This is a genomic window from Streptomyces sp. NPDC050147 (assembly GCF_040660195.1).
In the GTDB taxonomy this organism is placed as follows: Bacteria; Actinomycetota; Actinomycetes; order Streptomycetales; family Streptomycetaceae; genus Streptomyces.
Map to the genome: position 1 here is coordinate 297,897 of NZ_JBFALJ010000002.1, position 18,900 is coordinate 316,796.

General features: G+C 72.3%; 19 protein-coding genes and 1 pseudogene. 11 read left to right on the forward strand and 9 right to left on the reverse strand.

From position 1 onward, the window contains the following. Positions 1–235: 235 nt before the first annotated feature. Entirely contained in the window at positions 236–2,413 is a 2,178-nt protein-coding gene (locus tag AB0I94_RS04990) for a prolyl oligopeptidase family serine peptidase (RefSeq protein ID WP_363308005.1), read from the reverse strand. Positions 2,414–2,562: 149 nt separating this feature from the next. Here AB0I94_RS04990 and AB0I94_RS04995 point away from each other — a divergent pair, with 149 nt between their 5' ends. The 4 genes from AB0I94_RS04995 (at position 2,563) to AB0I94_RS05010 (ending at position 6,588) form a co-directional block, all read left to right on the forward strand. Then, positions 2,563–2,757, forward strand: coding sequence for a hypothetical protein (locus tag AB0I94_RS04995; protein ID WP_344521425.1), 195 nt, complete (start codon positions 2,563–2,565; stop codon positions 2,755–2,757). A gap of 74 nt (positions 2,758–2,831) precedes the next feature. Continuing rightward, the gene (gene mshB, locus AB0I94_RS05000) at positions 2,832–3,752 is read left to right on the forward strand and encodes an N-acetyl-1-D-myo-inositol-2-amino-2-deoxy-alpha-D-glucopyranoside deacetylase (RefSeq protein WP_363308006.1); all 921 of its coding nucleotides are present in this window, start codon (positions 2,832–2,834) and stop codon (positions 3,750–3,752) included. 92 nt (positions 3,753–3,844) lie between these two features. Then, entirely contained in the window at positions 3,845–4,213 is a 369-nt protein-coding gene (locus AB0I94_RS05005) for a DUF6113 family protein (RefSeq protein WP_363308300.1), read from the forward strand. 170 nt (positions 4,214–4,383) lie between these two features. After that, positions 4,384–6,588 carry a hypothetical protein gene (locus AB0I94_RS05010; RefSeq protein ID WP_363308007.1) on the forward strand — a complete coding sequence of 735 codons (2,205 nt, stop codon included), beginning with the start codon at positions 4,384–4,386 and terminating at the stop codon, positions 6,586–6,588. Positions 6,589–6,755: 167 nt separating this feature from the next. Here the strand turns inward: AB0I94_RS05010 and AB0I94_RS05015 are convergent, their stop codons facing one another. Both AB0I94_RS05015 and AB0I94_RS05020 read right to left on the reverse strand, forming a co-directional pair. After that, entirely contained in the window at positions 6,756–7,598 is an 843-nt protein-coding gene (locus tag AB0I94_RS05015) for a transglutaminase-like domain-containing protein (RefSeq protein WP_363308008.1), read from the reverse strand. Positions 7,599–7,667: 69 nt separating this feature from the next. After that, complete coding sequence (locus AB0I94_RS05020) at positions 7,668–8,135, reverse strand: DUF2000 domain-containing protein (RefSeq protein ID WP_363308009.1); 468 nt, start codon at positions 8,133–8,135, stop codon at positions 7,668–7,670. 49 nt (positions 8,136–8,184) lie between these two features. On the opposite strand from AB0I94_RS05020, the gene AB0I94_RS05025 reads away from it, so the two are divergent. Next, entirely contained in the window at positions 8,185–9,009 is an 825-nt protein-coding gene (locus AB0I94_RS05025; protein WP_363308010.1) for an AraC family transcriptional regulator, read from the forward strand. Here AB0I94_RS05025 and AB0I94_RS05030 read toward each other — a convergent pair. Next, positions 9,002–9,838 carry a transglutaminase-like domain-containing protein gene (locus AB0I94_RS05030; RefSeq protein WP_363308011.1) on the reverse strand — a complete coding sequence of 279 codons (837 nt, stop codon included), beginning with the start codon at positions 9,836–9,838 and terminating at the stop codon, positions 9,002–9,004. The genes AB0I94_RS05025 and AB0I94_RS05030 overlap by 8 nt on opposite strands. Before the next feature lie 40 nt (positions 9,839–9,878). Then, positions 9,879–10,898 carry a GNAT family N-acetyltransferase gene (locus AB0I94_RS05035; protein ID WP_363308012.1) on the reverse strand — a complete coding sequence of 340 codons (1,020 nt, stop codon included), beginning with the start codon at positions 10,896–10,898 and terminating at the stop codon, positions 9,879–9,881. A gap of 143 nt (positions 10,899–11,041) precedes the next feature. On the opposite strand from AB0I94_RS05035, the gene fdxA reads away from it, so the two are divergent. Together fdxA and AB0I94_RS05045 are read left to right on the forward strand one after the other, a co-directional pair. Beyond that, complete coding sequence (fdxA, locus tag AB0I94_RS05040; RefSeq protein ID WP_018089397.1) at positions 11,042–11,362, forward strand: ferredoxin; 321 nt, start codon at positions 11,042–11,044, stop codon at positions 11,360–11,362. Between the two features lie 106 nt (positions 11,363–11,468). Beyond that, on the forward strand, positions 11,469–12,572 hold the full coding sequence (locus tag AB0I94_RS05045) for a bifunctional succinyldiaminopimelate transaminase/glutamate-prephenate aminotransferase (RefSeq protein ID WP_363308013.1): 1,104 nt from the start codon (positions 11,469–11,471) through the stop codon (positions 12,570–12,572). On the opposite strand, the gene AB0I94_RS05050 is transcribed toward AB0I94_RS05045, so the two are convergent. Continuing rightward, entirely contained in the window at positions 12,485–13,729 is a 1,245-nt protein-coding gene (locus tag AB0I94_RS05050; RefSeq protein WP_363308014.1) for an MFS transporter, read from the reverse strand. The two genes, AB0I94_RS05045 and AB0I94_RS05050, sit on opposite strands and share 88 nt — an antisense overlap. Positions 13,730–13,810: 81 nt before the next feature. Between AB0I94_RS05050 and AB0I94_RS05055 the strand changes: the two are divergent. Both AB0I94_RS05055 and AB0I94_RS05060 read left to right on the forward strand, forming a co-directional pair. Beyond that, positions 13,811–14,023: pseudogene (locus tag AB0I94_RS05055) on the forward strand (transcriptional regulator); the annotation flags it as partial. Next, complete coding sequence (locus AB0I94_RS05060; protein ID WP_363308324.1) at positions 14,022–14,192, forward strand: helix-turn-helix domain-containing protein; 171 nt, start codon at positions 14,022–14,024, stop codon at positions 14,190–14,192. The pseudogene AB0I94_RS05055 and the gene AB0I94_RS05060, both read left to right, overlap by 2 nt. 75 nt (positions 14,193–14,267) lie before the next feature. Here AB0I94_RS05060 and AB0I94_RS05065 read toward each other — a convergent pair whose 3' ends face one another. Next, on the reverse strand, positions 14,268–14,738 hold the full coding sequence (locus tag AB0I94_RS05065; RefSeq protein ID WP_363308015.1) for an ATP-binding protein: 471 nt from the start codon (positions 14,736–14,738) through the stop codon (positions 14,268–14,270). Between the two features lie 301 nt (positions 14,739–15,039). Further along, the gene (locus AB0I94_RS05070; protein WP_363308016.1) at positions 15,040–15,972 is read right to left on the reverse strand and encodes a heavy metal transporter; all 933 of its coding nucleotides are present in this window, start codon (positions 15,970–15,972) and stop codon (positions 15,040–15,042) included. 63 nt (positions 15,973–16,035) lie between these two features. On the opposite strand from AB0I94_RS05070, the gene dapE reads away from it, so the two are divergent. Both dapE and AB0I94_RS05080 read left to right on the forward strand, forming a co-directional pair. Continuing rightward, on the forward strand, positions 16,036–17,127 hold the full coding sequence (dapE, locus tag AB0I94_RS05075) for a succinyl-diaminopimelate desuccinylase (protein WP_363308017.1): 1,092 nt from the start codon (positions 16,036–16,038) through the stop codon (positions 17,125–17,127). Positions 17,128–17,215: 88 nt separating this feature from the next. Next, positions 17,216–17,971: a TIGR00730 family Rossman fold protein gene (locus AB0I94_RS05080; RefSeq protein ID WP_363308018.1), complete on the forward strand. Its 756-nt coding sequence runs from the start codon at positions 17,216–17,218 to the stop codon at positions 17,969–17,971. 60 nt (positions 17,972–18,031) lie between these two features. Here the strand turns inward: AB0I94_RS05080 and folP are convergent, their stop codons facing one another. Further along, positions 18,032–18,892, reverse strand: a complete 861-nt coding sequence (folP, locus tag AB0I94_RS05085) for a dihydropteroate synthase (protein WP_363308019.1) — start codon at positions 18,890–18,892, stop codon at positions 18,032–18,034. Positions 18,893–18,900: the final 8 nt, after the last annotated feature.

The window sequence follows — 18,900 nt, forward strand, 5'->3', positions numbered from 1 at the left end:
GGCGGTCCCTGCGGGGCTTTCCCCAATCCCGCCCCTTCCCGAAACCGGGGCTCCGCCCCGGACCCCGCTCCTCAAACGCCGGAGGGGCTGAAACCCATCAGCCGGAAAGAAACATGAGGGCAACCCCACTGACCCCGCACCGCCACACGCAACCGGCAGTCTGAGACACGTACGGCCGTGCGGGTGCCGTAGACCGGCCGGGGCAAGCCATGTCGCCCCGGCCGGTCGCCCGCGCCTAGGACAGCCCCAGCGACCGCTTCAGGAAGTCCACCTGAAGCAGCAGCAAGTTCTCCGCCACCTGTTCCTGCGGAGTCATGTGCGTGACCCCGGAGAGCGGAAGGACTTCGTGGGGCCGGCCCGCGGCCAGCAGCGCCGACGACAGGCGCAGGGCGTGCGCCACCACCACGTTGTCGTCCGCGAGGCCGTGCACGATCATCAGCGGCCGGTGCGGCTCCTCGGGCGCCACCAGCCCCTCCTCGGTGACGAGGGAACTCAGGGCGAACGGCGCCGGGTCCGCGCCCGGGTCGCCCAGGTACCGCTCCGTGTAGTGCGTGTCGTACAGCTGCCAGTCCGTCACCGGCGCCCCGGCCACCCCGGCGTGGAAGACGTCGGGACGGCGAAGGACGGCGAGCCCCGCGAGGTAACCGCCGTAGGACCAGCCCCGGATGGCGACCCGGTCCAGGTCGAGGGGGAAGGAGTCGGCGAGCCCCTGGACCGCGTCCACCTGGTCGTCCAGGGTGAGCGTGAAGTCCCGCCGGATCTCCTTCTCCCAGGCGGGGGAGCGGCCCGGAGTGCCCCGGCCGTCCGCGATGACCACCGCGAAGCCCTGGTCGGCGAACCACTGTGACGTGAGGTACGGGTTGTGGGCGGCCAGGACCCGCTGCCCGTGCGGGCCGCCGTACGGGTCGAGGAGCACGGGCAGCGGGCCCGAACCCTCCTCGTAGTCCGTGGGGAGCAGGACGGCGCACGGGATCTTGCGTGCGCCCCCTTCGGTCAGTGTCACGCGCGGTGTGAGCTCCGGATGCCGCGCGTGCGAGGCGACGGTCGCCACCTGCTTGCCGTCGCGCAGTACCTGGACGCGGGAGCCCGGTTGTTCGAGCGTGGCCGTCACGAGGACCGTGAGGCCTCCCGAGCGCACCGCGGAGTGCACCCCGGGTTCGGTGGAGAGGCGCTCGACGCCCAGTTCGTTGACCCGGTAGACGTGCACCTCACCGGTCTCCGGGGCCGCGGCGGCCACGCCCGCCGACGCCGAGATCAGCACGTCGTCGTCCGCCACGTCGAGCACCGCCCGCACGTGCAACTGCGGGCCCGTCAGCGGGCGTTCGCCCACCGCCAGGACGCGCGCGCCGCCCTCGTCCACGATCCGTACGAGGCGACCGCTGGGGGACCAGGACGGGGCCCCGGGGAAGAGCTCAAGCCACTGCGGGTCCTCCTCGGCGTGCACCATGCGGGTCGATCCGTCGTCCGGGTCCACTGCCAGGTAGAGCTGGCTGAGCTGGTCCCTGGACTGGACGAGGAGCAGCGGCGCCCCTGCCGACGACCAGTGCACCCGCGCCAGGTACGGGTAGCGGGCGCGGTCCCACATCACCTCGGTGCGCGCGCCGTCCAGCGTCACGACGAAGAGCCGCACGTCCGCGTTGGCCGTGCCCGCCGCCGGGTACGCGACCCGCGCGGGCTCCGTCTCCGGGTGCGCGGGATCGGCGATCCACCAGCGCCGTACGGGGGCGTCGTCGGCGCGCGCGACGAGCAGACGGTCCGACTCCGGCGACCACCAAAAGCCCCGCGAACGCCCCATCTCCTCGGCCGCGATGAACTCCGCGAGGCCGTACGTCACGGTCTCCTTCTCGACGGAATCCGGCTCCGGCGCCAGCAGCGCGCGGTCGGCGTCGCCGTCGGCTCCCGTCACCCGCAGGGCGCCCCCGGCGACGTAGGCGATGTGGCGGCCGTCGGGGGAGGGGCGCGGGTCGATCACCGGTGCGGGGGTGGGCAGTTCACGCGCCGTGCCCACGCGCAGTTCCGCGGCGAACAGCCGCCCGGACAGGGCGAAGGCGGCGAGTTCCACCGCCGCGTCCGTCGCGTAGCCCACGATGCCCGCGCCGCCCTCGCGGCTGCGCTCGCGGCGGGCCCGCTCCTCGGCGGAGAGCCGCTCGGCCGCACCCTTCAACAGGGCCTGGGGATCGGCGGCGACACGCTCGGTCGCGCCGTCCGCCAGGTCCAGGACCCAGAGTTGGTTCGCCCGGTCCGTGCCGGACGACGAGCGCAGGAAAACCACCCGGGACCCGTCGGGCGCCACCGTGAACGCGCGGGGCGCACCGAGAGTGAAGCGTTGCGTGCGGGCGTGCAGGCGGGGGAAGGAGAGCCGCTGCGCGTGACTTTCGGTGGGCCCGGCGGTTCCGGGTGTCTCGGTGGTCATCCCCCGAGCCTATGGGGCATGCGCCCCCTTGTGCTGCCGTGCTCCGAGTCATGCGGACCCACGGATAGTTATGATCCGTAGCGCTTAGTGGGTATGTACCTGCTGGCGTCCGCACTGGTGCAGGGTCTTGGACTTGGAGGTGAGCCGCCGTGGCACTCTCGATTTCGGCGGTGGTGCTGCTGGCGATCATTGTCTTCTTGCTGGTCAAGAAGTCAGGATTGAAGGCGGGTCACATGATCGTCTGTGTGTTGCTCGGTTTCTATCTGGCGAGTTCCTCCATCGCCCCGACGATCAACGAGCTGACGACGAACGTGGCGGGGATGATCGGCGACATCAAGTTCTGATCCATCTCTGGTCCATTTCTGATCCGGCCGGATCACGTTCTGATCACCGCGCGGGGTGCTCGTAGGGTGGTCCCATGACGGAACTGCCCGCCCGGCGTCTGCTGCTCGTGCACGCGCACCCCGACGACGAGTCGATCAACAATGGCGCGACGATGGCCAAGTACGTGGCCGACGGCGCCCATGTCACGTTGGTGACCTGCACGCTGGGCGAGGAGGGCGAGGTCATTCCGCCCGACCTCGCCCATCTCGCGCCCGACCGCGAGGACGCGCTCGGCCCGCAGCGCATCGGTGAGCTGGCCGCCGCGATGAAGCAGCTCGGCGTCGCCGACCACCGCTTCCTCGGCGGCACCGGCCGCTACCGCGACTCCGGGATGATGGGCGTCGAGCAGAACCACCGTCCGGGCGCCTTCTGGTCCGCCGATCTCGACGACGCCGCCGCCCACCTCGTCGAGGTGATCCGCGAGGTGCGGCCCCAGGTGCTCGTGACGTACGACCCGGACGGCGGGTACGGCCACCCCGACCACATCCAGGCCCACCGTGTCGCGATGCGCGCCGCGGACCTCGCGGCCGAGGGCGCCTTCCGCGCGGACCTCGGCGAACCCCACACCATCGCCAAGATCTACTGGAACCGCGCGCCGCGTTCCGCCGTCGAAGAGCGGTTCCGGTGGATGGAGGGGGCCCTGCGGCACTCGCCGTTCACGACCCCCGGCGTGGTCGCGGACGTGCCCGGTGTGACGGACGACGAACGGATCACGACGGAGATCGACGGGACCGCCTTCGCCCCGGCGAAGGCGGCGGCGATGCGCGCACACGCCACGCAGATCGAGGTGCAGGGACCGCTCTTCGTCCTGTCGAACCGCCTCGCGCAGCCGATCTTCGATGTCGAGTACTACGAGTTGGTGCGAGGAGAAAGCGGTGCGATGGACGGCAAGCGTGAGACCGATCTGTTCGCGGGGCTCGCGGACGCGGGGCTCGAAGGGGTGACGGCGCCGTGAGTACTCGTTCGCGTGCCACGTCCGCGTCGTCGCCGGCTTCCGGTCCGTCGTCCGCCGCGTCCCCGCCGGGCGGCAGCGCCCTCGCCCAGCCGCTGAATCCCGGCCGCCTCGCCTCGTACGCAGGGCTGTTCGTGCTGGGCGCGGCCGTCGGCGCCGCCGGTGTGCTCGTCCAAGCGGGCTGGTCCGGGGGCGGGTTGCTGCTCGCGCTCCTCGGAGCCGCCGGGCTCTTCTACGGAGGGCTGCGTGGGGTCGGCACCAGAGCGGGGGCGGTGGCGCCGGCGGCGGGCTGGTTCGTCTCCGTCGTCCTGCTCATGGCCACCCGGCCCGAAGGAGACTTCCTCTTCGGGGCGGGACTCGGCTCGTACGCCTTCCTGCTCGGCGGTATGGCGTTCGCTGTGATGTGCGCCACCCTCGGGCAGCGACCGCAACCAGGCGGGCCCGCCGCCCGACTTGGCAAGTGACGTACCACTTCAACCCGTGTGCCGCACGGGTTTGACGGCGGTCACAGGATGAGTGCCGACGGCGGCCAGTATGGTGGTGCGCGCCGCCGAGCCTCCCCCAGCCTCCGGCCGGAGGGAATTCCCCTTCGCACGGGGAGCACAGGCGGCGGAGCCAACCGGGAGAACCTGCCTTGAGTCGTGAAACTGACAGTTCGTCCTCCGGGCCCCAGGGGCGCGGTGGAGCCGCTTACCCCTCGGGGACGCCGCCGTACGGCTCCCCCGCGCAGGGCGCCGCGTCGGACGGCGCCGTGGACGGCGCGCAGCGGCAGGCCGCCGAGGAGCGGCCCGACGAGCCCAAGACCGAGACCACGCTGACCACGCGCATCCGGATCAACATTCCCGGGTCGCGGCCCATCCCACCGGTCGTCATGCGCACGCCCGTCGGGGACAGCGACGCCGGTGCGTCACGTCCACTGGACGGGGGCCGCGCGGCGGCCGAAGCCGGGGACGGCGCGGGCCGCCAGGGGTCCGCGAACGGCGCGGGCGGTCCCGGTTCCACCGGGATGCCCGCATCGGGCTCCGCGCCCACCGGGTCCGCCGCGGCCGGGCCCTCGTCGCCCTCCGCTCCGGCCGAGGAGAAGACGAGCGACTGGTTCGCGCCGCGCAAGAGCGGTCCCACCAGTGGGAACGGCACGCCCGCGCCCGCCGGTTCGGGGAGCAACGGCTCCGGTACGGGCTCTTTCGACGTGTCCGGCGCCGTGGCGGCGGGCCCGCTCGGCTCGGGTGCGCCGCAGGGCGGCGACCCGCAGCGCGGGGACCTGCCGTACTTCTCCGGAGGCGCCGCGGGTGAAGGCGGCCGTGGACCTTCGGGGCCGACCAGCGGACCGGTGACCGGCGAAGGACCGCTGGCGCCGAAGCCCTCCGACCCTTCCCACCCGGCGAATCAGGCCAACCCGGCAGGCCGGGCGAACCCGATGGCCGCGCCGAATCAGGGCGGTCCCGGCAATCCCGGCAATCCCGGTAACGTGGGCAGCCACGGCAACCCGGGAGGCAGCCCCGCAAACCCCGGCAATCCGGGCAATCGACCCAACCCGGCCAACCCCGCCGCCCGTTCGGGTGCGGGTGCCCCCGTGATGGGCGACGACACCGCCATCCTCACGCCGCAGAAGGCGGGCCCCGCCCAGGGCCCCGGCGGCCCGCGGCCCCCTGCGTCCGGCGGCCCGGTGCACGGCGGCCCCGGCTCCATCCCGGGCGGCCCGAGCGCGCCCTCTCCCGGGACCAATGTGTCGGGGGACACCCTGACCAGCGGCATCCCTGTCGTGCCGCCCGCACAGAACTCGCCCTTCGCCACGGCCCCGCAGACCGACGGACCCGTGGCGCACACCCCGCCCAAGCTGCCCGAGCCGGTGCAGCCGAACGTGCCCGTCGCCGCGGCTCCGGCCAAGAAGAAGGGGCGCAACAAGCTCGTTCTCGTGGGCGTCGCCGTGGTCGTCGTGGCCTGCGGGGCGTACGGCGCCGGGCTGTTGATGAACCACGCAGACGTGCCCAAGGGCACCACCGCGCTCGGCGTCGACATCGGCGGCGGCACGCGCGACGAGGCCGTCAAGAAGCTCGACGCGGCGATCGGCGAGCGTGTGGCCAAGCCCCTGAAGCTTTCGGTCGCCGGCGAGGCGGTCACGCTCAAGCCCGACCAGGCGGGCCTGACCCTGGACAGCCAGGCGACCGTCCGCGAGGCCGCGGGCAGCGACTACAACCCCGTATCGGTGATCGGTTCGCTCTTCGGCGGCGCGCGCGTCGCCGAGCCGGTCATGCCCGTGGACGAGGAGAAGCTGGCGGCCGCCCTGGAGCGCGCCGCGGGCGGCTCCGGCTCGGCCAAGGAGGGCACGGTCAAGTTCGTGCCCGGCAAGGCCGTTCCCGTGTACGGCAAGGAGGGCAAGGGCATCGACGTCGCCGCCTCGACGAAGGCCGTGGCGGAGGCGTACAAGAAGCAGGTCGAGACCGACAGCGCAGGCACCGTCGAGGTACCCGTCACGACCCGCAAGCCGACCGTCCCGGACACCGAGGTCGACAAGTTCATGACGCGCTTCGCGAAGCCCGCCATGTCCGCCAACGTCACGATCAAGGCGGGCAACGCGTCGATCCCGTTCGGCCCGGCGAAGTCGCTGCCGAAGGTGCTCGAGACGAAGGTGCTCAAGAACGGCACGCTGCAGGTGCACTACAACACCGCCGAGCTCAAGAAGCTCTACGGCAACGTCTTCGACGGCATCCTGATCCAGCGCGGCAACGGCGACAAGACCCCGGTCCAGCCGACGGACGTGGCCGCCGCGATGAACAAGGCGCTGATCGGCAAGACGCCGGCGGAGCGGATCGGCGTGATCGAGACGAACGCCGGCTGAATCTCCGTACGCACGTAGGCACGTAGGCACGTACGCACGTACGCACCCGGAGGCCGGGCGGACCACAGAGGTGGACCGCCCGGCCTCCGGCGTGACCGGCACGGGCTTGGTCTTCACCCCGCACCTCGAGGTTGCGGTCCTCGGCCCGGAGCAGGCCCCCGCAGCGCTCAGTTCAGCATCGCCCGCGCCCCGCGTGCCTCCTGTCGCAACCGCGTGGCCGCCGCCTCGTCCGTGGCGGCCAAGGTGTCGGCGTACGTGTCGATCTCCAGGGCGCCCGCGAGGAAGTCGCCGCGCTGGACGAGGAGTTGGGCTCGGTCGTAGTGCAGCCGGTCGGAGTGGGCGGGCAGCAGCAGGGAGAGTTCGACCGCCCAGAGCGCGACGTCCGAGCGCTCGGGGCGGGCCGCCGCCCACGCGCGGATGTTGTTGAGGACGCGCAGGACGATGTCCAGCGGCCCGGCGGGGCTCAGCATCGAAGGCACGAGGGGCGCGCCCGTGGCGCCCGCCACCAGCAGCTCGGCGTCCGTCGCCTCGAGTACGTCCCCGCCCGCGAAGGGATTGGCGAGGACCTGCTCGTCCTTGGCGCCGAAACCGACCACGAAGTGGCCGGGCAGGGCCACCCCGTGGACGGGCAGGCCCGCGCGACGGGCGACCTCGATCCACACCACCGAAAGCAGGATGGGCAGACCTCTGCGGCGTCGGAGCACCTCGTGCAGGAGCGCGGACCGAAGCTGCTGGTAGTCGCCGGGCCTGCCCCCGAACCCATGGCGCGCGCCGAGCAGTTCGGCCAGCGCGAGGGCCCAGGACCGGGGGTCGCCTGCCATGTCGGGCAGCCGCTCGGCCAGCTGGTCGGCGAGGAGGTCGAGGATGCGCCGCGCCGCGCGCATCCCCGCGTCGTCGAGATCCGGGTCCGCCTCCGCGCCGATCAAGAGGCACAGCTGCGCGAGATCGGGCCGCGCCGACCGTGCCTGATCGGCGAAGAGGCGTCGCCGCTCGGGGGATAGGGGGTGCATAGGTGCTTCGTGCCCTGCCGGGCCGATCGATAGCGCTCCGATCTCACCCCTTGGCCCCGCCCCCGCCGGTCAAGGGTGCATCCGCGCCCCTTTGAGGACCTTGTCGACCGCGTTGCGCGGCCCGTGGACGAGGAGCCCCACCAGGTCGAGCTGATCTTTCGGCAGCGCCCGCACCGCGGCCCGGTTGTCCCGGTCGTTGCCGGTGGCGAACAGGTCGGACGTGAACACCGCCCTCGGCAGCGAGCGGGACAGCGCGCGGACGTGCGCCGCGGTCAGGGTCTCCTTCGAGCCCTCGAAGACCAGGACGGGCTGGCGGAACATCGGCAGGTAGGGGGTGCCGTCGGCGTCCGCGTACGGCTCGCCGACCACCTCGGGCACCGCCGTGCCGAGCCCGCTGACCAGGAACGCGGTCACGTTGAGGCGCTGCCAGGGCTCGAGGTCGTCACGGAGCAGGACGGCGATCTTCGTATCGAAGCGGACGGGCATCTCGCCCGTGACTCCGGCGACGGCGGTGTCTGTCTCGGCGGTGATTCTCATGGATCGAGACTGCCGAGTGGACCGCCACCACGTCTTGTACGTTCTTTGCATGGTGGCCCGGCAGGAGATATCCGCATGGCGCCCGCCGGTCGCGGGTGTCGTGGAGGTCTTCCACGCCCACTTCACCGAGCACGCGTACCCGATGCACGTCCACGACGCGTGGACCCTGCTGATCGTGGACGACGGAGCCGTCCGCTACGACCTGGACCGCCACGAGCACGGCACCCCGGGCGACACCGTCTCGCTGCTCCCGCCCCACGTCCCGCACAACGGCTCACCCGCCACCCCCGACGGCTTCCGGAAGCGCGTGCTCTACCTGGACATGACACAGCTGGACGCGAGCTTCATCGGCCCCGCGGTGGACGGCCCCGACCTGGTCGACCCCGTCCTGCGCACCCGCGTGGGCCGGCTGCACACGGCCCTGGCGCGCCGGGGCGACGAGCTGGAGGCCGAGAGCCGCCTGGCCCTGATCGGCGAGCGGCTGCGCGCCCACCTGCGCCCCAGGATCACCACCGGCGCCCCCGGTGGGACCGGTCGGGGCGTCGCGCGGGACCTCCGTGACCTCCTCGACGAGCGGCTGCTTGAGGGCGTGACCCTTGCCGAGGCGGCACGCCTGGTCCACGCCCACCCCACCCATCTCGTACGCGCCTTCAGCGGGGCCTACGGCATCGCGCCGCACCAGTACCTGATGTCCCGCCGCGTCGACCGCGCCCGCCGGCTCCTCCTGGCGGGCCGGCCGCCGGGAGAGGTGGCGACCGCCGCCGGTTTCTACGACCAGTCGCACCTCACCCGGCACTTCAAGCGGGTGGTGGGCATCGCGCCGGGGCGTTACGCCCACGCGTGGGACGTCGGCCGGCCGGGCAGGGTCAGTTGAGCATGGCCCGCGCGGCCCGCGCCTGGTCCCGCACCCGGTCCGCCGTGGTCGGCTCCACCGTCGTCACCACGTCGGCGTACTCCTCCAGCTCCGCCGCCCCCGCGAGGAAGTCCCCGCGCTGGACGAGGAGTTGGGCTCGCTCGTAGCGCAGCCGCGCCGGGTGTGCGGGCAGCAGCAGGGAGAGCTCGACCGCCCAGAGCGCGACGTCCGAGCGCTCGGGCCGGGCCGCCGCCCACGCCCGGATGTTGTTGAGGATGCGCAGCACGATGTTGAGCGGATCGGCCGGTGTCAGCATCGAGGCGGACACGGTGGCGCCCGAGGACCCGGCGACGAGCAGCTCCGCGTCCGCGCCCGTGAGCAGCCGCCCGCCGGCGAACGGATCGGTGAGCACCTGCTCCTCACGGGTGCCGAAGCCGACCACGAAGTGACCGGGCAGCGCGACGCCGTAGACCGGCGCGCCCGCCCGGCGGGCCACCTCGATCCACACCACCGAGAGCAGGATCGGAAGGCCGCGGCGGCGCCGCAGCACCTCGTGCAGCAGGGAGGACTCCAGGCGCTGGTAGTCGGCGGGCGTTCCCATGAACCCGCAACGCGCGCCCAGCAGTTCGGCGAGGGCGGCCGCCCACTCCCGCGCCCCGCCGGGGCGGTAGGGCAGCTGCCCGGCGAGCCGGTCGAGCTCGATCTGGGCCGCGTCGATGCCGTCGTCACCGAGCTCCGGATCGGCCTCCGCGCTCAGCAGGAGGCACAGCAGGGACAGGTCGGGCCGCTCGGCCCTGGCCTCATCGGCGAACCGCCGCCGCGACGCGGCCGTCCTTGACTCCTCGTGCATGCGTGCCTCGTGCCTTACTCACCGAGCCGACCGGTAGGAGCTACCGAGCCGACGGGTATCGATAGTGGTGGTACGTGTGGTGCGCGGCGAAGCCAAGACCGCCGTACAGCGCCCGCGCACCCTCGTTGTCGTCCTCGACCTGCAGCCAGGCCGCCGAAGCGCCTTCGGCGAGCGCCTGCCGGGACAGCGCTGCCATCACCGCCGTCGCCAGTCCCCGCCTGCGGTGCGCCGGATCCACCTCGACCGCCATGAATCCCGCCCAGCGTCCGTCCACGACACACCGCCCGATCGCGGCGGGCCCCGCGCCAAAAGAGGCTCCGGGCACGGAAGCGAACCACACCGAGGGGCCGCCCGCCAGCACCTTGAGCACATGGGGGCCCGGGACTCCGGATCGCTTGTACCGCCGCAGCCACGCCTCGTCGAAGGAGCGCGAGACAAGCACCTGTTCCGCCCCTGCTCCGGGCGCGTCCAGGTCGCCGAGGGGCGCGAGAGCACCGATGTGGAGCTCGGCACTCACCTCGCGCTCCCATCCCCGCTCCTCCAGCTCGGCGCAGAGCAGCTCCTGGGTGCCCTCGGCCCCGGTCGCGGTCTGGATGTACGCGGGCAGCTCCCGCGCCGCGTACCACTGACGTACGTACGCGAGGGCCTCGTCCAGCGGCCGTCCCGGATCGCCCGTCGGCAGCACCGAGTTGGCCCGCCGGGTGAATCCGCCCGCCGCCCGCAGCTCCCACTCGCCGAGCGGCTCGCTCTCGACCGGCGGCCAGGCGCGCGCGGTCACCCGCGCCAGCTCCTTGTACGAGGCCGCGGGGCCGCGCCTGCGGGCCGGGGCGGAGGGGACCACCTTGCCCGCGACCAGAGCACTCTCCACGATCCGGACACGCTCACCGTCCCGGCGTGTGATCAGTACCACACCATCATTCCACGATGTGAGAACACCCACCGTGTCAGTGAACTTGGCGTCCGTCCCGGGCCCTTCGTTCAGGCGGCGTACCGACACTCGTTTGCCCACGTCAGCTGGGGTGATGCGGACCTCAAGCCGTCCGCCCGCAGTGAATTCCACAGCTCTGTACGCCCCTCCTGTTCGGATCATGCCCGGGAACGGAGATACTAGAGGCGGGCATCGACGACGCCGCGCTCCCGCGCGCCAGGCGAGCGGAGCCTGAAGACGGCCCGCCAACGCCCGTATCGAGGAGGAACGACAGCGTGACCTACGTCATCGCGCAGCCTTGTGTCGACGTCAAGGACAAGGCGTGCATCGAAGAGTGCCCGGTCGACTGCATTTACGAGGGCTCCCGGTCCTTGTACATCCACCCGGACGAATGTGTCGACTGTGGAGCCTGCGAACCGGTCTGCCCGGTCGAGGCGATCTTCTACGAGGACGACACCCCGGAAGAGTGGAAGGACTACTACAAGGCGAACGTCGAGTTCTTCGACGAGCTCGGATCGCCCGGTGGTGCCAGCAAGCTCGGCCTGATCGAGCGCGACCACCCCTTCATCGCCGCATTGCCGCCGCAGAACCAGTAACGGCAGCTTGAAGCGCCGCCCCGGTCCCGTACGGCATGTGTCGCTGTACGGGACCGAGGCATTTGTCCATCCACGCAGGACGTACACGCAGTACGGGAGTCAGCACGTGTCCGTAGTCTCCGGTCTCTCCGGCCGCCTTCCCGCCTTCCCCTGGGACAAGCTCGAGCCGTACAAGGCCACGGCGGCCGCCCACCCCGACGGCATCGTCGACCTGTCGGTGGGCACCCCGGTCGACCCGGTCCCGGAGCTGATCCAGAAAGCGCTGGTCGCGGCGGCGAACTCGCCGGGCTACCCGACGGTGTGGGGCACGCCCGAGCTGCGTGACGCGATCACCGGCTGGTGCGAGCGGCGCCTCGGCGCGCGCGGCGTCACGGACCACAACGTGCTGCCGGTCGTGGGCTCCAAGGAACTGGTGGCGTGGCTCCCGACACAGCTGGGCCTCGGCCCCGGTGACGTCGTCGCCTACCCGCGCCTCGCCTACCCGACGTACGAGGTGGGCGCGCGCCTGGCTCGCGCGCGGTACGTCTCCTACGACGACCCGACCGAGCTGGACCCGACGGACCTCAAGCTCCTCTGGCTCAATTCGCCGTCGAACCCCACCGGCCGCGTCCTGTCCAAGGAGGAGCTGACCCGCACCGTCGCCTGGGCGCGCGAGCACGGCGTGCTCCTCGTGAGCGACGAGTGCTATCTGGAGCTCGGCTGGGAGGCGGAGCCGGTCTCGGTCCTGCACCCGGATGTGTGCGGTGGCTCGTTCGAGGGGATCGTCGCCGTTCACTCGCTCTCCAAGCGGTCCAACCTCGCGGGCTACCGCGCGGCGTTCATCGCCGGTGACGCGGGCGTTCTCGGTGCCCTGCTGCAGATCCGCAAGCACGGCGGCATGATGACGTCCGCGCCGACGCAGGCGGCGGTCGTCGCCGCCCTCGGCGACGACCAGCACGTCCACGAGCAGCGTGAGCGGTACGCGGCCCGCCGCACCGCCCTGCGCGACGCCCTCCTGAAGCACGGCTTCCGCATCGAGCACAGCGAGGCGAGCCTCTACCTCTGGGTGACCCGCGACGAGTCCTGCTGGGACACGGTCGGGCACCTCGCGCGGCTCGGCATCCTGGTGGCACCGGGCGACTTCTACGGCCCGGCGGGAGACCGCTTCGTCCGCGTGGCGCTCACGGCGTCGGACGAGCGGGTGGCCGCGGCGGTCGAGCGGCTCGCCTGAGCCGCTGACCGCAGCCCTGGGGCGAGGGCGAGCGTGACGGCGACGGACGCCATGGCGAGGACGGTCATGGCGGCCGGAGCCGACGTCAGCTGGGCGATGCCGCCCCCGAGCGCGGCGCCCACCCCCTGCATCGTGAGCATCCCGGACGTGTGCAGGCCGAGCGCGTGCCCGCTCAACTCGTCCGGTGTCAGAGCCATGAGTTGCTCCTGAAGCAGCAGGCCCGCCGAGAACCCGACCGAGGCGAGCGTCACCGCCATGAGCGCGAGGGGTAGTCCGGGCCGCAGGACGAAGACGAGATACGGGAGGGCGAGCAGCAGCCGCAGCGGCGCCCCGAGCCGCTCCCGCCACCGGCGCGACAGGAACCGCCCGGCCAGCACGTCCCCCGCGAGCATCCCGAACGCGGCGAAGGCGAACAGGAGCCCCGCGCGTTCGGGGGCGAACGGCACGTAGAGCGACTCGCACCCCACGATCAGGCCATTGGGCACCCACAGCGCGAGATAGACCGAGCGGCGCGGCCGGGACGACCACAGCAGCGCGTTCGTACGCCAGGTCGCGCCGATCGAGGGGCGTCCGGCGGCGCGTGGTGCCCTGCAGGTGAGCCCGACGCGCGCGGCGATCGCGGCGGCCAGATACAGCGCGGCGCCGGCGAGCAGCGTGCCGCGCGGCGAGAACACGGCGACCAGGGCGCCGCCGAGCCCATAGCCGCAGATCTGCATCGTGCCGCTCGACATGTTGATCACTGAACGTCCGATGAGGTAACCCTGCCTGGAGAGGATCTCGTTGAGCAGTCCGTAGCGCACCCCGCCGCCGAGCGAGGCCAGGCTCCCGAGCGCCAGGAGCAGCGCGAACGTGGCCCACAGCGGCAGACCGGGGAGTGCCTGAGCGGCGGTCGCCAGGGCGAAGAACAGCGCGAGGCCGGCCGTCGCACCGCGCGGCGGCAGCCGGTCGGCCGCCGACAGCAGGAAGGCGGCGCCCACGACCTGCGCGAGCGCGGGGCCGAACATGCCGAGCGAGGAGAGCAGCGGCGAGCCGGTCCTGTCGTAGATCAGCGTGCCCAGGGCCAGGCCGCTCACCGTCTGGGCCGCCGCGAGGAAAGAGGCGGTCAGGAAGAACGGGGTGAACTCCGGGGCGCGGAAGAGTTCGCGGTAGGTACGCATGCGGGGAGTCTTCGGGGGCTCCGCGCGCGGGAGTTAATGTTTCGCGCGGCGGCGAAAGGTGCCCGGGGGACAGGCGGCGGCATGGGCTGGTGGCAGATCAACGCGGACACCCTCGCGGGCAGCCGCTTCGTCGTCTCGCCGCTGGCCGAGGCGACCGCGAGCCTCTTCTCCCTGGAGCGGCGCACGGCCACGCACCCGGGGGAGCGCGGTTGGCTCGACGCCCATCTGCCCGCCTACCGCGAGCGGCTGGCCGCCGACCCGGGCCTCGCGTCGCTGGTGCGGGCCGCGCTCGGTGAGCGGACGCGCTGGATCCCTGACGGGGCAGGGGCTCGGCTCGGTCGGCCGCCACCTGCGCGTGCTGCTGGACGCGGGGCTCGTGCGCAGACGGCGTACGGGACGGTCGGTGCTGTACTTCCGCACGGCGGCGGGGGAGGCCCTCGTCGAGGCGCAGCGGGACGGGTGAGGCGTGCGGTGGCCCCGACGCGTGAGGAGGGCCCGGAGCCAGTGGCTCCGGGCCCTCCTTTCAGGTGCGCGGCGGTCAGCCGAGCGGCAGGCTCTTGACGGGGAGCTGGTCGGTGGGCAGACCGCCCTTGGTGACCGCGTCCGTCGGCAGGCCCTCGCCGACGGTGTCGGTCGGCAGGCCGCTCTCGGTGGCCGTGCCCGCGGTCTCGCCGACCACGTCACCGGCGTTGCCCGCGAGGTCGCCCGCGGCCTTCTGCGCGACGGGAGTCGCGGTCTTGGCGCTCGATCCGACGACCTTGCCCGCGGTCGGTACGCCCTTCTTGACGGCCTTGCTGCCGGTCTCACCCGCGAGACCGGTGGTGCTCCGAGCCGCGCCGTCGACGGTGTTGCCCAGACCGGCACCGTCCAGGGCGGTCACACCGCCCAGGTCGGGGGTGGCCGGAAGCTCGGCGGCGCTTGCGGAGCCGGCCGCACCGACCACGGGAGCCGCCCCCGCTGCGACGAGCAGCGCGGCACGGGCGATCCGGCGGGTCAGGGGGAGGGACATGGTGCTCCTTCAGACGGGAGAGAACGTTGGGTGTCCGGCCGGATGGGGCCCGGCGTTCGGACGCAGTGACTACCGCTCGAAGCCCTCGAAGGTTGCGGTGGCGCAACGTAAAGAATTGGCAATGCATCGCATAATCGGCTGTGGGTAAAAACGGGCAAAAGGATCAGATCATGCGAGGCTGCTGAAACGTCAATGCCCTGCGCTCGCAAGGGGTTCGACGGATGCGGGGGTGGACGGCGAACCTCTGGGCGGCGCATCGCCGGTAAGTGATCAGCGTGACTCGGTCGAGTGACCCGCCGTACTAGTGACCAAGGACGATTCGGACGTCGCCCGTGCCCGTTCCGGTGTCCGTGCGCCGCTCATCCGTGCCTGTCGCGACCGCCTTGCCCGGCTTGCGCCATTCCTTCCCGGAGTCCTCGGCTCTCCACTCCCGGCCGCCGTACGAGACGCGCTCGATGCCGAGCGCGGACGCCTGGGCCACCGCCCAGTGCGCGAGCTCCCAACCCCGCTGCTCGCCGCCGCGCCCCGCGCCTCCCGCCGTGGAGCTCACCGGCACGGTGAGGGTGTCGCCGCTGCCGCCCCGCGGCGCCACCTCGCGACCGAAGTCACGGGCCAGGGCGGCCCGCACCTTCGCCGGGTCGCCCGGTTCGTCGGCCGTGCGGCCCTCGCAGGTGAGGGTGGCGGGGGCACGGCCGGTCAGGGCGGCGGCGAGCAGCACGGCGTCCGGCTCGTGCTTCGCGTACGCCTGGGGATAGCCGCTGCGCTGCACGCGCTGGGCGGCGACGGTCAGGGGGAGCCGTGAATAGCCGGGGACGTCCTTCAGGTGGTCGTAGAAACGCGCCGCCGAGTACGCCGGGTCCATGATCTGTTTCTCGTCGCCCCACCCCTGCGAGGGCCGCTGCTGGAAGAGGCCGAGCGAGTCCCGGTCGCCATGGCTGATGTTGCGCAGACCCGACTCCTGCAGGGCCGTCGCCAGGGCGATGGTGACCGCGCGCTCCGGCATGCCGCGGGAGGTGCCCACGGCGGCGACCGTCGCCGCGTTCTGCGCCTGCTCGGCGCCGAACTCGTAACTCGCCCCGTCGCCGTCGCCCGAGACGACCTGGCAGCGTGGCGCGGCCTTGCCCCCGAAGACGTACTGCACGATCACATAGCCCACGAGCGCGAGCAGGACCGCGACGGCGGCCCCGATACGGAGGAGGCGGCCGCGCCGGACGAGGGTGGGGGGCTCAGGCACGCGACCCAAGGTACTGGAGGCCACCGACAGGGCGGCGCGCCGAGGGGCGTTAGGGTCGCCACCATGGCTCAGACCTCACACGACGCGTCGCTCGACCTCACGCTCGACGCCGCCGCGCTCACCGCCCAGCTGGTCGACTTCCCGTCGCCGAGCGGCCAGGAGAAGGCCCTCGCGGACGCGATCGAGACGGCTCTGCGCGGCCTGCCGCACCTCACGGTCGACCGGCACGGCAACAACGTGGTGGCCCGCACGAACCTGGGCCGGGCCGAGCGCGTGATCCTCGCCGGGCACATCGACACGGTCCCGATCGCGGACAACGTGCCGTCCCGCCTGGACGAGGACGGCGTCCTGTGGGGCTGCGGCACCTGCGACATGAAGTCGGGCGTCGCCGTCCAGCTGCGCATCGCGCAGACCGTGACCGAACCGAACCGCGACCTCACCTTCGTCTTCTACGACAACGAAGAGGTCGCCGCGCACCTCAACGGCCTCGGCCACGTCGCCGAGGCCCACCCCGACTGGCTCGCGGGTGACTTCGCGATCCTCCTGGAGCCGACGGACAACCAGGTCGAGGGAGGCTGCCAGGGGACCCTGCGGGTCCTGTTGAAGACGAAGGGCACGCGCGCGCACTCCGCGCGCGCGTGGATGGGCTCGAACGCCGTCCACAAGGCCGCGCCGATCCTCGCGAAGCTCGCCGCGTACGAGCCGCGCAAGCCGGTCGTCGACGGCCTGCAGTTCCACGAGGGCCTCAACGCCGTACGCGTCGAGGGCGGCGTCGCGACCAACGTCATCCCCGACGAGTGCACCGTCGTCGTCAACTTCCGCTACGCGCCGGACCGCAGCGAGGAAGAGGCACTCGCCTTCGTACGCGACTACTTCGCCGACTGCGAGATCGACGAGTTCATCGTGGACGACCACACGGGCGGCGCGCGCCCTGGTCTGGACCACCCGGCCGCCGCGGCCTTCATGGCGGCGGTCGGCGGCCGGGCACAGCCCAAGTTCGGCTGGACCGACGTCTCCCGCTTCAGCGCGCTCGGCGTGCCCGCCGTGAACTACAGCCCTGGGAACCCGCTGCTCGCCCACAAGATCGACGAGCGGGTGCGGGCCTCCCTCATCCCGGAGGCGGAGAAGCGGCTGAGCGCCTGGCTGACATCCTGAGTTCCCGCAAGGATGCGTCGTCTGTAACGCCCGTAGACCTACGCTGAAGTGGCACGTCGAGCAAGACCGTCAGTGGAAGGGGATGTTCATGGGTAGTCCAGAAGGGCAGGGCCCGCGGGACGAGCAGCACTTGGGGCCCGTGGTGCGGCGGCGTGAGCAGATCACCCCGGGCACCACCGACCAGCGGCTCCTCGACACCGGCGCCGAGTCCGGATCGGAGTGGGTGCACACCGACCCCTGGCGGGTGATGCGCATCCAGTCGGAGTTCGTCGAAGGCTTCGGCGCGCTCGCCGAACTCCCCAACGCCATCAGCGTCTTCGGCTCGGCACGCACACCGGTCGACTCGCTGGAGTACGAGGCGGGCATCCGCATCGGCAAGGCGCTCGTCGACGCGGGCTTCGCCGTGATCACCGGAGGCGGCCCCGGCGCCATGGAGGCGGCCAACAGGGGCGCGCGGGAGGCCAAGGGCGTCTCCGTCGGCCTCGGCATCGAGCTGCCCTTCGAACAGGGCCTGAACGAGCACGTCGACATCGGCGTCAACTTCCGCTATTTCTTCGTGCGGAAGACCATGTTCGTGAAGTACGCCCAGGGCTTCGTGGTCCTGCCCGGCGGCCTCGGCACCATGGACGAGCTCTTCGAGGCCCTCACCCTCGTCCAGACCCGCAAGGTGACCCGCTTCCCGATCGTCCTCTTCGGCTCGGCGTACTGGGGCGGCCTCGTCGACTGGCTGCGCGACACGGTGGTGGCGGGCGGCAAGGCGTCGGAGCACGACCTGCACCTCTTCCACGTCACGGACGACGTGGACGAGGCGGTCGCCCTGGTCACCAAGGAAGTCGGCCGCTAGGGCGGGGCGCTTCCGGCGGGTGGGCGCTCTTCAGCGAGCCCGGCGTCCGCTCCTCTGCCGCTAAGCCAGCCCTCGCCGGGCCACGGCCGGTTCCCGGTGCCCGGCGATGGTGGCGACCATGTCCAGGACCTGCCGCGTCTCGGCGACCTCGTGCACCCGGTACACCTGCGCCCCCAGCCAGGCCGACACCGCCGTCGTGGCCAGCGTCCCGAGCACCCGCTCCTTGACCGGCTTGTCGAGCGTCTCGCCGACGAAGTCCTTGTTGGACAGGGAGACGAGGACGGGCCATCCCGTGTCCACCATCTCCCCGAGCCGCCGCGTCGCCTCCAGCGAATGCCGCGTGTTCTTCCCGAAGTCGTGCCCGGGATCGATCATCACGGACTCACGCGGCACCCCGAGCGCGACCGCGCGCTCGGCGAGGCCGAGGGTGACCGAGAGGATGTCGGCCATGACGTCCTCGTACACGAGGCGGTGGGGGCGGGTCCGCGGCTCGGCGCCACCCGCGTGCGTGCACACCAGACCCACGCCGTACCGCGCGGCCACCTCCGCGAGCCGGGGGTCGACCCCGCCCCACGCGTCGTTCAGGAGGTCCGCGCCCGCCTCGCAGACCGCCTCGCCGACCTCGTGCCGCCACGTGTCGACGCTGATGACGACATCGGGGAACCGCTTGCGCACGTCGGCGACGAAGCCGACCGTCCGCCGCGCCTCCTCCTCGGCCGTCACCTCCTCGCCAGGGCCGGCCTTGACCCCGCCGATGTCGATGATGGCAGCGCCCTCCGACACCGCCTGCTCCACGCGTGCGAGCGCGGGCTCGTCGCGGAACGTGGCGCCCTGGTCGTAGAAGGAGTCAGGGGTCCGGTTCACGATCGCCATGATCACCGGCTCGTGCGCGTCGAATTCACGCCTGCCAAGCCTGAGCATCCCCGGTG